General features: G+C 40.9%; 9 protein-coding genes. 4 read left to right on the top strand and 5 right to left on the bottom strand.

Annotated elements, in window-relative coordinates; genetic code table 11:
* Positions 1–257: 257 nt before the first annotated feature.
* Positions 258–827 (bottom strand): hypothetical protein, encoded by a 570-nt coding sequence (locus tag H5232_RS15095; RefSeq protein ID WP_182831138.1) that lies wholly within the window; start codon positions 825–827, stop codon positions 258–260.
* A 339-nt stretch (positions 828–1,166) separates the two neighbouring features.
* On the opposite strand from H5232_RS15095, the gene H5232_RS15090 reads away from it, so the two are divergent.
* The 3 genes from H5232_RS15090 to iadA all read left to right on the top strand — a co-directional run bounded on the left by H5232_RS15090 (position 1,167) and on the right by iadA (position 6,846).
* On the top strand, positions 1,167–4,097 hold the full coding sequence (locus H5232_RS15090) for a TonB-dependent receptor domain-containing protein (protein ID WP_182831137.1): 2,931 nt from the start codon (positions 1,167–1,169) through the stop codon (positions 4,095–4,097).
* Between the two features lie 163 nt (positions 4,098–4,260).
* A complete protein-coding gene (gene yfcC / locus H5232_RS15085; RefSeq protein WP_182739497.1) occupies positions 4,261–5,667 on the top strand; it encodes a putative basic amino acid antiporter YfcC in 1,407 nt (468 codons plus the stop codon).
* Between the two features lie 12 nt (positions 5,668–5,679).
* Positions 5,680–6,846, top strand: a complete 1,167-nt coding sequence (gene iadA, locus H5232_RS15080; RefSeq protein ID WP_182717601.1) for a beta-aspartyl-peptidase — start codon at positions 5,680–5,682, stop codon at positions 6,844–6,846.
* Between the two features lie 27 nt (positions 6,847–6,873).
* Here iadA and H5232_RS15075 read toward each other — a convergent pair whose 3' ends face one another.
* The 3 genes from H5232_RS15075 to H5232_RS15065 all read right to left on the bottom strand — a co-directional run bounded on the left by H5232_RS15075 (position 6,874) and on the right by H5232_RS15065 (position 10,233).
* On the bottom strand, positions 6,874–8,172 hold the full coding sequence (locus tag H5232_RS15075) for a hemolysin family protein (protein ID WP_182717602.1): 1,299 nt from the start codon (positions 8,170–8,172) through the stop codon (positions 6,874–6,876).
* Between the two features lie 131 nt (positions 8,173–8,303).
* On the bottom strand, positions 8,304–9,086 hold the full coding sequence (locus H5232_RS15070; protein WP_259398738.1) for an ABC transporter substrate-binding protein: 783 nt from the start codon (positions 9,084–9,086) through the stop codon (positions 8,304–8,306).
* A gap of 34 nt (positions 9,087–9,120) precedes the next feature.
* Positions 9,121–10,233 (bottom strand): arginase family protein, encoded by a 1,113-nt coding sequence (locus tag H5232_RS15065; protein ID WP_182831136.1) that lies wholly within the window; start codon positions 10,231–10,233, stop codon positions 9,121–9,123.
* Between the two features lie 429 nt (positions 10,234–10,662).
* On the opposite strand from H5232_RS15065, the gene udp reads away from it, so the two are divergent.
* Positions 10,663–11,418 (top strand): uridine phosphorylase, encoded by a 756-nt coding sequence (gene udp / locus H5232_RS15060; protein WP_149979966.1) that lies wholly within the window; start codon positions 10,663–10,665, stop codon positions 11,416–11,418.
* Here udp and cdd read toward each other — a convergent pair.
* A complete protein-coding gene (cdd, locus tag H5232_RS15055) occupies positions 11,399–12,331 on the bottom strand; it encodes a cytidine deaminase (RefSeq protein ID WP_145234421.1) in 933 nt (310 codons plus the stop codon). The two genes, udp and cdd, sit on opposite strands and share 20 nt — an antisense overlap.
* Between the last annotated feature and the right edge of the window lie 22 nt (positions 12,332–12,353).

The following is a 12,353-nucleotide window of genomic DNA, read 5'->3' as shown; positions in this document are numbered from 1 at the left end:
TCAACTAAATTATCAACACCCGCGTCGCATAGTTGTTGCTCAGCTTGAATAAGGCCAGGATAGATTTTGTGGCGATTAAACACCTCAATGTTTTGCTGGCGAAATCGCGCTAGCTTTTCACATTGCCCAGTTGTGATTGTTTGCGCTAATGCGGGAGTTAACGCCAGCCATGAACTTTTAATACGATCAAAATCCAGTAAGCCTTCGTAAAAGTCAGCCGATTAATCAGGGTGGCGACTCGATGCGGTGATAGCTAATCAGCTCTGCTGTTTCCTATTTACTTTAGCTGTTGCAGAAATAAAATTAACTATATCATTAGCAGCCGGCTCATTATTTTGTTTACTTTGCACCGTTTCTTTTATGCGCTGGCCTTTAGCATCAACAACCGCCACTTCCAGCATATCAGTGACAAAGTTATATTCTCGATCAGTTAAATTATTGAGCGAGCGGCTATCTAAATCCCGCCAAGCCCATAGCAACGACCCTTTATCGATAAGATTAGGCTGTTGCTTGGCAATTTTTGATAAAACCCGCAAGGTTTCATTGCGATTATTAGTACTATCATCAGGCCATTGGCTTTTTATTTCTTGTAGTGCTTTGCCCGTCAATTGAAATTGATTCGCTTTTTTTCCTATTAATGATGTTTTTTCAATGCAATTTTCAGGACTAAAACTTGAACAAGTCGTTAATGCACCACCAATTAACAGCAAGGTTTGCTCAGTTTGATTTGCAGATATATTCGCCGAAAAAGCAGCCATTACCAGTGTAAAAGCAGCAAAAAAACCATATTTAGGGCTCTTTGCAAGATGTTCCCGAAAGTTTTCCATAATGTTATACTCATGTAAAAAATGATAAAAAATAGCTTGCAGTAAAACTTTATGCTTGCTATAAAAATAAGGAACTTTTAAATCGCGAGTAAGCTAGCACCCAAATACTAGCTTTGTCAAAAACCTTTTGGATTGGAATTATGTTTAAAAACGCAACATCGCTGTGTACATATTTCTACTCTCCTCACTACCTTTCGGAGTGGTTTGACGAGTAGCCACTACCTCACATTCTCTGTGAGGGGCTAACTGTGTCTATCGATCACGGCCCTGTCTAAATAATCAAAAAATAAGCACTGTGCAGTACACCTGTGCTTAAAATAAAGACAAAGGTAAACCAATATGTTTCGTCAATTAACTATTGCAACGGCAATAAGCGCAGTGCTTTGCCCAACTTTTTTGTATGCGCAAGAAAACACTAAAGCTGAAAACATTGAACGAGTAGAAGTCACCGGATCACGTTTAAAAGGCGTCGATCTTGAAGGAACGATTCCACTAACGGTATTAGACCAAGATGCCATCAAACGCTCTGGCGCCAACACGATTCACGAATTACTAAAGGATTTATCCGTGTTCAAAGGTGGTAGCGGCACTTTTTCCACTTCAGAAAGCGGTGGCACGTCCACTTCAACACCTGCGGGACAATCTGCAGCAAGCCTACGTGGCATGGGCCCATCAGCCACATTAACACTGATTAATGGTCGTCGTGTTGCGCCCAGTTCATTTGCCGCTGGCACGGAAAACTTTGTCGATGTGAACTCAATTCCACTTGCAGCTATCGAGCGCATTGATATTCTTGCAACCGGTGCATCAGCGGTTTACGGTGCAGATGCCGTAGCAGGTGTAATTAACTATATTTTAAAAGATGACTTTGAAGGCGCTGAAGTAAACGCATCCTACGCAAACAGCTTTAACAGTCATGATGAAGGTAAAAAACAACTTAACCTAGTATACGGTACAAACATTGGTGAGAGTAACTTAACGGTTTTTGCCGATATTTTTGACCGTAACGCATTTAAAGCAACCGATCGAGATTTCACTGCATCATCACCACTGGTGAATAGTTATTCGTACTTACCAAAACTTGAAAACGCGCCAAATATTTATTATTACAGCTCGCGTGATGGGAATGAATTGCCAGCGCCAAATTGCCAGACTGAATTAGTTACAACTGAATTTGGTGAAGACATTTGTGCCTATTACCCAAATCAAGACGATTATCTGGATACGCCATTTGAGAGTCTATCGACTGGCTTTATGTTCAATAGCAGCTTAGGCGGTCTTGATTGGCATACTGACTTTTTCTATAGCCAAACAAAGGCAAAAGCGTACTCGTCACCCTCACCGATTAATCAAATAAATGATGAAGATGGTCCTTTCATTTTAGAAGATGCGCTGTTCATTTATGATAATGCAGATGGCAGTAATGATTTGATGGATCAAGTGTTTATTGACCCATTTGAATTTGATACGCAAGCTGGCCGCGAAGTTTACGGCTTTGGCTTTGATGCGCGTTTTAATGCCCCACGTACTGTCGAAGTAGAAACTAAAAACTTCCGCTTAGTGAGTAGCCTTGCAGGTGATGTTGGTGACTGGAGCTGGGAGTCAGGCGTAACCTTTTCTCGCTCAAGCTCTGAGCAAGAAGCCATTGATGGTATTTACAATCGCTATCAATTTCATGCCACCATTACTGGTGAACTATGCTCAGACGGTACATTAGCAAACTACGACGGCGCAAACCTTAACTGTGTATCAGGCGATTTACTGCCATTTTATAATCCATTTGTGCAAGGCGATGCCGCCAACGATGCGGTTTTAGCAACGGCACAGGCACGTCCAACACGCAGTGGCGAAAGCACCGTATACGGCTGGGATGTAAACTTTAACGGTGAGCTATTCACCTTTAATGATTTACCCGCTTATGCATCATTTGGAGTTGAAGCTCGCCGTGAAGAATTAACTGACATTCCATCACTTGACTCGCAAGCACGCCCTGAAAACGGCTACTTAGTGGATGTATTTGGTTTTGGCTCGAGCTTATCAGAGGCTGATCGCACTCAATACGCGGCGTTCGCAGAAATAAGTGTATCATTGACCGATCAAGTTGAGCTACAGGCGGCAGGACGTTACGATCATTATGACGATTTTGGCGGCACCTTTAATCCAAAAATAGGCTTAAGCTATCGTCCTAACGACTCGTTAGTGTTACGTGGCTCATGGTCTACGTCATTCCGTGCCCCTTCTCTTACGCAAGCTGGTGTTAAATTAAGAACCACTCAATCAACCTTCGATTGCGGTGCTAACCAAGCAGTATCTGATCTTTATTGTATGGGCCAAGGAACAGAGGTAAGTGTTAACTCACTCGAGCTTGGAAATAAAAATCTTAAAGCTGAAGAATCAGAAGCTATTAGTGTTGGTTTTGCTTGGAGCCCAAGCGCTGATACTAACCTAACCGTTGATTACTGGCAGTTTGATCACGAAGAAGTGATTGATACTAATATGACTGCGGTGCTAGATCGTGCCATTACTGATGCATCACTGCGCCATTGCGGTATTGTCCCAGAAGGTCAACAAGGTATTTCTTACGATAATGAGCTATGTGATATCAGTGACAATAGTGGTTTAAGTATCGAGCAAGATGGTGCCAACCTAAATGAAATTTTAGATAACTATATTACCGAGTTTAACCCACGTGATGATGAGCTATTTTTACCATTATTTCGTGACCATGTTATCCCACTTGAAAATACCGGCACACAAACATTAGCAGGGATTGATATTAAGTTTGATCACCGTTTTAGGCTTTCAGGTGGCGATTTAACTTTTGCATTTGATGGCACGCACTATCTTGAATTTGAGCGCAATAAACCAGGCTCTGATGCCATTGAAAAGTTAGTTGGCACGTATCGCTACCCTGAAAACATCGGTCGTATGTCAATCGATTGGGAAGCTCAAAGCTACTACCTAAACCTTGGCGCAAATTACACCAGCAGCTATGATGATGACATTGAAGGACTTAGAGGCCGTGAAATTGATGAACTGGAAAGTTTAGGTAAACTTGACTCACAAGGTAATCATCAAGTTGACGATTGGCTCGTATGGGATTTATCTGCAGGTTACTACGTAAATAAAGCCCTTACCTTAAGAGCGCGCATTGATAATATTTTTGACAAAGAGCCGCCACAGCTATACGGCTCAAGTCGTGGTTTTGATTCTATAAACCATAATGCTTATGGCGCGCGTTATACATTTAGTGTCAGCTATCGTTTCTAAAAATTATACGCGCCGTGCTAGTCGCTGTGCGTAACACCATCCAAATTGTACTAAGTGGCTTTGCTTTGTAGAGTAAGGTCACTTATTCAAATAAACTTCGTGTTAAAATAAGCAGGTGTGCGGCTTAGTCTAAGCAACCTATTTCTTTGCGAAAAGTGAAATTATGAAAAACAAACAATTTACTATGCCTGATGCAAGTATCATCTTGTTATCAGTTGCATTAATTGCCTACTTGGCAACCTTGTTTATTACTCCTGGGATGTTTAACGCCCAAAAAGATAGCCACAGTGTTGAACTTTCTCAATACCAAACAGTGGCTGTAAGCGAGCAAACGCCGCTGTTTGCTGAAGGCGGTGAAATTGGCCTGGCAAATGTGTTGTTTGAAGGTTTAGTATCGGGTGACAAGTACGGCGCAACCATCGGTGTCATGGCATTTATATTAATTACCGGCGGCGCGTTCGGTATCATTATGAAAACAGGCGCAATTAATAACGGTATTATGGCGCTTATCAATAAAACTCAGCGAGTTGAATGGCTGTTTCTACCATTATTATTTGTGTTATTTTCGTTAGGTGGCGCAGTATTTGGTATGGGCGAAGAAGCCATTGCTTTTTGTATTGTCTTGCTACCGATCATGAAACAGCTCGGCTATGATGCCAAAGTAACGGTTTTAACTACGTATGTTGCCACACAAATTGGCTTTGCAACGTCTTGGATGAATCCTTTTAGTATTGCAATTGCACAATCTATTGCTGAAATACCGGTTTTTTCTGGTGCTGGCTTTAGAATGATCGCATGGGTTGTGTTTACACTATTTGGTTTATTTTTTACTATACGTTATGCCAACTCGATCAGAACCATTAACACCGCGCAAAGCGACTCCCATACTGATATAAAATTAGATACCGCCGATAAACTTATCTTGATTACTTTTATAACGGGTATTACTTGGGTTGTGTGGGGTGTGATGGCGCGCCAATACTATATTCCAGAGCTCGCAGCACAGTTTTTTTGTATTGGTGTGCTCAGTGCTTTTATCGCCAGTATTTTTAATAAACAAACAGCTAACCAAAGTGCTGATGCATTTAAACATGGCGCACAAGAATTGTTGCCCGCAGCCATGTTAGTCGCTCTTGCCAAAGGGGTGGTATTATTACTTGGCGGCAGTGATTTAAATGCACCGTCAACCTTAAATACATTACTTTATCATAGTGCTAGTAGTATCGCTGCGGTACCAGACTTTGTTGCGGCATGGGGAATGTTATTATTTCAAAGTGTGTTTAACTTTTTTGTTTCTTCAGGGTCCGGCCAAGCCGCTATCACTATGCCACTGATGTCTCCATTAGGCGATTTACTCAATGTCTCACGACAAATTGTGGTATTAGCTTTTCAGTTTGGCGATGGCTTAACGAATATATTCATTCCAACCTCAGCCAGCTTGATCGGTTGCTTAGGTATTGTAAAGCTTGATTGGAGCGAATGGGCAGCCTTTATTTGGCGTTTCACTTTAGCATTATTTACTTTAGCAAGCGGCTTTATATTTCTTGCTTATTTTATCAATTATCAATAAAAAGACTTCACTATGTTGACATTAATTCGAGGTGCAAACCTTTATACTCCAAGCCCTCAAGGGCAGATGGATGTACTCATCGCTGGTTCTAAAGTGATTGATTTTCGAACCGAGATCAAACTAGAAAGTAATACCGAAGTAAAGATTATCGATGGCCGAGGAAACATTCTAGTACCAGGCTTTGTTGACTCTTTGGTCCATATTACAGGCGGTGGCGGCGAAGCAGGTTTTACTAGTCGAACGCCAGAAATGAACTTAACTGATGCCACCTTAGCAGGTATTACAACCGTTATTGCAGCGCTGGGCACTGACTCAAGCAGTCGCACACTAACCAACTTAGTTGCTAAAGCGAAAGGCTTAAAAGAGCTTGGTCTTAATGTATTTTGCCATACTGGCTCTTATCACTTACCCGCTAAAACACTGACGGGTAGTATTACAAATGACCTAATGTATATTGACGAGTTTATTGGCGTAGGCGAAGTGGCAATTTCAGATCACCGTAGCAGCCAACCCACCGTTCAACAACTCGCAGAGTTGGCAGCAGAAGCAAAAGTCGCCGGCATGCTAAGCGCAAAAAAAGGCACCGTGAGCATTCATGTCGGCCCCGTTAATAGTCACTTAGCGATTCTGCATGAGGTTGATAAAAATACTGATATTTCATTGAGTCAGTTTTATCCAACACACATGAATAGAAATAAAGCGCTGCTTGACGCTGGGATTTTATTTTGTGAAGCCGGCGGTACAATTGATTTTACCACCAGCACAACTGAGTATGATCTTGCTCATGGCGAATATGCTGCCGCGCAAGCGTTAGCTTACTGTTTAACACACAATGTTAAGCCAACACAATTGACTATGAGTTCAGATGGCCATGCCAGCCTGCCAATATTTGACGAGCAATTTAACTTGCTCGGGCTTGAAATTGGTAAAGAAGCCTCTCTGTTAGGTGCTTTTCAACAAGCTGTACATCAATATGAGGTGAGTATAGAGCACGCATTAATGGCCATAACCACTAATCCCGCTAATGTACTGGGGATTAAAAAAGGCACTATTAGCAAAGGCTCAGACGCCGACTTAGTTTTACTTGATAGCAACACTTTAGCGCCACAACATGTATGGAGTAATGGCATTCATATGGTTGAGCAAGGGTTTGCAATAATAAAAGGCGCTTTTGAATAAATAATGAGGCGCATAGCGCCTCACGTTTTATTGTAAGACTGGTTCTACCGGTAGTATTTTAGACACCAATAATTGCTCAACTCGGATCCCTTCAACATCCACCACTTCAAATTTAAAACCTGCGAATTGAATATATTCTGCACGTTTAGGAATTCGCTTCATGGTATAAATTAAAAATCCGGCAACAGTTTCATAATGCATTTGCTCTGGAAATTCATCCACACCGAGCACTTTTGCCAGCTCAACGGCTGGGGTTAAACCATCAACTAACCATGAATTTGCATCACGTGCGATAATTAATTCATCACCATTATGGGTGATCAAATCTCCCATAAAGCCTTTCATAAGATCTTTAACTGTCACAATTCCCACGACAAGTGCGTATTCATTTACCACCACTGCGAAGGGTTTTGCTGCGCCTTTAAAGGCATTTAATGCCTCTGACAAACTCAGTGTTTCTGGTAGATAAAAAATCTCTTTTTCGAGCATTTCGTCGTTAATATTCGCTGCATCGCCTTTGAGCACTTGGCGAAGAATATCTTTTGATTCAACTGAGCCAATTAATTTATCTAAATTGCCATTGCATACCAAAAAATGATTATGTGGATGATCAATGATTTTGCCCGAAATACTATCGCTGGCTTCGTTAATATCAAAGTAGACTATTTGATCTCTAGGTGACATTACACTCGATAAAAAGCGCGCTTCTAAATCAAATACATTACCAATTAAATCATATTCTTGTTGTTGTAAGCTGCCATATTCTGCGCCTGCATCCATCATTGCGACTATGTCTTCGGTGGTTACAATGTCTTCACGCTCTGCCGGCACATTGAATAAGCGTAAAACAATGTTAGTTACACCATTAAAAAACAATACTAACGGTGTTAATGCATACGTTACCCAACGCATAATCGTGACTACGCGAACCGCAACAGCCTCTGGTAGGATCATAGCTAAGCGTTTTGGTAATAAATCAGCAAATAAAATAAACAATGAAGTAATTGTCAAAAACGACAGTAAAAAGCTAATTTGCGCCAGTAACGGTCCTTGATAAAATAACACAAGCACACTTTCAACATAAGGTGAAAGCGCTTGTTCGCCCACTATACCGCCTAAAATAGCAATTGCATTAAGGGCAATTTGGATCATGGCAAAAAAAGCACCGGGTTGCTCTTGCAGCTTTAACACTGCAGCCGCTTTAGCATTGCCTTCGTCAGCCATGACTCTTAATTTAATTTTACGTGATGCTGCGATGGCGATTTCCGACATAGCAAATAACGCACTGATCAAGATTAATAAACCAATCCCGATTAAGTCACCCATTTATAACTCCAAAAATAAGCGCTTTTATAAGCAAAAGCAGCTGGATTATAACCCCTTTTAAAGGTTGGGCAATTTAAATTTAATTAATATTAAAAGTAATTAAATATCAGTGCATTACCAACAATAAAAGCTTACTGATACGCGTTGAATGCGTTGCTGAGTTTGGTTTGAGTTGGCTTATCTAGCGCTTTGTTACAAGCAAAATACAGTGCTGGTTGCGTGATCTTGAGTCTTAAAATTGGTGTTAACTTGTCAGTAACCTGCCTTTTAGACTGTTCAAATTTAACGCGTTGTTCAGGTAATACGACGATATCGATAGTGCTTTGACGGCTTTGAACTATTTTAAAAATATTATCAAAACTATTCATCAGCATTAGATTTACACCTTCTTCAAAGCCCTGTGATAATAAAAAGTGATGGCTGTAATTATCTTTTAATACCGCAATTCGGTATTGCTTTGCTTGCTCTAGGGAATCGATAACGATGCTTTTCGAATTCAAAGCATAAAGATAAGTGTTCAACTGTGCTAATTCTGCAATCCAAATAAATTGCTTTTCACGAGAAGTTGAGCGCGCCATAGAAAAAATGCATGTTTGCGGATCGCGCAGTACCATATTAAATGCGGTACTCCAACTATACACTGAGATTGTATAATCGAGTGTTGAAGAAGCTAACACCATTTGAACTTTATCAGCGATATAGCCAACAAGTTGTTCGTTTTCATCAAGATATTGAGCAGGCGGAAAATATTCCGTCACCACATTTAATTTAGCGAGACTTTGATTACTTAAGATTATAAATAAAAAATAACACCACTTAGCCACTCTTGCCCCACCGATTATTACTTTAAGCATCTGTTGATGTAAATTAAATATAACGGCAAATAGCTGATTTGTGAATTTAAAAAGCAGCATGCCGTAGCAGGCTGCTTAAATGAACTGTTATTGACTATGCGCGGTTCATGGCATTAATTAAAAATGCTGAAATTTTTGCACCTTCTCTAAGCGTTGTATCTGAACTCGATTGACCAATCAGTGAACTGTCAGTAAATGGGGCAATTTCCATCATATCAGCGCCAGTGATCGGAAATTCATCAGCCAAAGCAACCAAGATATCCAAAGCATGCTGCGGCGTTAAACCGTTCCCTTCGGGTGTGCCTGTTGCTGATGCAAACTCTTCATCGAGGGCGTCAATATCAAAGCTGACGTAGAGTTCATCAACATTGTCAGCTTTAAGCTGAGCAATGACTTCTGCGGCAATTGCCGGTGCGCCTCGTTCGATGACCTCATGGGCCCAATGTTGTTTAACGCCAAAGGTAGATTCCCAGTGCTCTTTTGGCTTACCGCTTGAACGAATACCAAATTGGATCAGATGATGCGGTGCAGGTAAAAACTCTAAAATATGAGTGCACCACGAGCCAAAACATAAATCGATACCTAAACGCTCAACGAGTAAATCGGTATGCGCATCAAAGTGAATAATCGCAGTGCGTTTACCTTGCGCACGCTTTGCCTTCAAATACGCTTTAGTTAACGGGTAACTAATTGAATGATCACCACCAATACCAAAAATGCCTTTATCAGTAAACGTTGCATAAAAGCTATCGCATACATCTTCAGTGATAGACAACGGGCTGACATAATACTCACTGCTTGGATTATCATATAATGCCTGTTGGCAATTACTGATAGTCGCGTCGTTTAAATATTTATCATGCAGTAAATGTGGGATAACCCTTACATCACCTAAATCAAACGACTTTGCCTGAGGCTGCTGATCAATCAATGTTGAGCGTAAAAACAATGGCCCCCAGTTGGCGCCGCGTAAAATGCCACCACCACAGTCAGAGCTAATACCTAAAGTCACCGCTTTATGCTCACTTTGACTAAGTGTATCGAGTGATGCACGCCATAGCGTATCGATATTATCTTCTTGCCCATACAGTTTCATACGCAGCGCCGCTTTACGTTCTTTTGCAGTATTAACCGTAAAAACGCCATCGCCCGGCGGACATAAACAGTGCTCAACTTTACTTTTAAATGTGTGCCATTGTGTGCTCATTGCAATTCCTTACTGTGTGCTTTTGCGTAGTTATGCAAAAGAGCGTTGTTGAAAATAAAATTAATAAAAGATTAACGCGCCGATTTTCACTCGCAATTTTATTACTCTCGCCGCTTTAGCTACATTTTAAATAACTATATAAACCTCTAAAATAACAATTGGTTATACTTATTTATCCAACAACGTATAAACTAAAATAGAGTGCCTAGTAGGATTGATATAGTGTCTATGAATACAAGTCAACTACCGGCGATGACACAAATTAAAGTCAGTTGCTTGAATATTCAAAGAGAATGAATAAATTTGATAACGGACATCCGTCCTGTACAAGGCAATGCATTGTGGTAATTATGCTAAATTGATAACAACTCTTTATAAATTAGCGTTATTAACTGACGTTAGAACAAAAGTTATAAATAAGGCCCCGCTATGGAAAAGGTATTTCACTTAGGACTCACCCGCGACGATCTACACGGTGCAAAACTTGCAATTGTACCGGGCGATCCAGATCGTGCAGCACGTATTTCAACTTTTCTCGAAAACCCAACTTGCCTCGTCCAAACCCGAGAGTTTCATGCTTACTTAGGTCAACTTAACGGTAACTCTGTGGTTATTTGCTCAACCGGTATTGGTGGTCCTTCAACCTCCATTGCAGTAGAAGAGCTGGCGCAATTGGGAGTTGAAACATTCTTACGAATTGGCACAACTGGCGCTATTCAACCTCATATTAATGAAGGTGATATTTTAATCAGCCAAGCATCTGTGCGTTTAGATGGTGCGAGCCAACATTTTGCGCCATTGAACTACCCTGCGGTGTCTGACTTTTTCGCCACTCAAGCGATGGTAAATGCGTGCGGTAATTTAGGCATTGATTTTCATATTGGTATTACTGCATCAAGCGATACTTTTTACCCAGGTCAAGAACGTTACGACACTTACTCGGGTTATGTACCAAAAGCATTTCAAGGTAGCTGTGAAGAATGGCAAAAGCTGGGCGTGATGAACTATGAAATGGAATCAGCAACCTTATTTACAATGTGTGCAGCACTGGGGCTAAAAGCCGCCTGTGTAGCTGGTGTGTTGGTTAATCGTACTCGCCAAGAAATCCCCAATGTAGATCACGGCGAGATTGAGAAAAAATCAGTCGCCGTGGTACTCGAAGCCGCTAAACTGCTGTTGGCTTAATATTTAAACTAATACTTTGTAGTACTGGCAAATCAGTGTAACTTGCCAGTACTGCTTGACTGACACTTAACTGATTTCCCTTACCCTGCGTTTGTAGTAACTCAATCCCTTTGACAACATCTTTAGTCATTGCCAAACCGGCTAAATGCAATTGACTCACCGCACTTTGCAGTGGTGATAAGCTCGGGCTATACGCGGCATTTTCCGCATAACAACCATAAAAATTACCATTTTCGAAAGTACTAATTTTCACTGCGCTGTAATTTTCAGAGTAAGGTACATATGCAGCCAACGCATAACTTAACAACGTTTTATCCAGTTCATCAGTTACAACAAATTCATGCTGTTGTGGAGCGGGGTTAAACAAGCTATAAGAATTACCTAAATCTTGCGGACCAAATGAGTGAGGGAGTAAATCAGCCAGCTTGAATTGCTGCTGCGGTAATAAAATATCAAAGCTCTGCGCATCAGCCAACTCATTCATAAATTGACGACAATAACCACATGGCGCATCACTGATAGCAATTTTAGCTATTTTTTTCGCGCCATTGAGCCAAGCGTTATTAATTGCCGATTGCTCAGCATGAACCACTAAGCTTAATGCTTGTTGTGCAAATTCAACGTTAGCCCCAAAATAAAAATGTTGCTCACCGTGTTTATCGTAGCCAACTACAATTGCCCCAACAAAAAAATGTGAAATAGGCACAACTGCAAATTTTGCAGCAATAGGTAAACAGGCACGCAGTATAACCTCGACAGGTTGCTTATATTGCGCGCACAAAGCTGTGATATCAGCGGTATTTAAAATACCCTTGTGCTGTTTTACGTGAAGATATAACTGCTGCTGTTGTTTTTCACTGAAGCTAAAAACGCAGCTAGTTTGAGTACTTACTGTAGGCGTTAATGAAGACATAGACTAGTTTTATGATTTAATG

The organism is Pseudoalteromonas sp. SG41-5 (assembly GCF_014164495.1).
Lineage (GTDB): Bacteria > Pseudomonadota > Gammaproteobacteria > Enterobacterales > Alteromonadaceae > Pseudoalteromonas > Pseudoalteromonas rhizosphaerae.
This window is presented reverse-complemented; position numbering and strand designations above follow the sequence as displayed.

Excerpts from the sequence above, each read along its gene's own strand:
- H5232_RS15070 (WP_259398738.1), bottom strand. The coding sequence starts at position 9,086 with ATGCTGCTTTTTAAATTCACAAATCAGCTATTTGCCGTTATATTTAAT.
- H5232_RS15095 (WP_182831138.1), bottom strand. The coding sequence starts at position 827 with ATGGAAAACTTTCGGGAACATCTTGCAAAGAGCCCTAAATATGGTTTT.
- udp (WP_149979966.1), top strand. The coding sequence starts at position 10,663 with ATGGAAAAGGTATTTCACTTAGGACTCACCCGCGACGATCTACACGGT.
- yfcC (WP_182739497.1), top strand. The coding sequence starts at position 4,261 with ATGAAAAACAAACAATTTACTATGCCTGATGCAAGTATCATCTTGTTA.
- H5232_RS15075 (WP_182717602.1), bottom strand. The coding sequence starts at position 8,172 with ATGGGTGACTTAATCGGGATTGGTTTATTAATCTTGATCAGTGCGTTA.
- H5232_RS15065 (WP_182831136.1), bottom strand. The coding sequence starts at position 10,233 with ATGAGCACACAATGGCACACATTTAAAAGTAAAGTTGAGCACTGTTTA.
- iadA (WP_182717601.1), top strand. The coding sequence starts at position 5,680 with ATGTTGACATTAATTCGAGGTGCAAACCTTTATACTCCAAGCCCTCAA.
- cdd (WP_145234421.1), bottom strand. The coding sequence starts at position 12,331 with ATGTCTTCATTAACGCCTACAGTAAGTACTCAAACTAGCTGCGTTTTT.
- H5232_RS15090 (WP_182831137.1), top strand. The coding sequence starts at position 1,167 with ATGTTTCGTCAATTAACTATTGCAACGGCAATAAGCGCAGTGCTTTGC.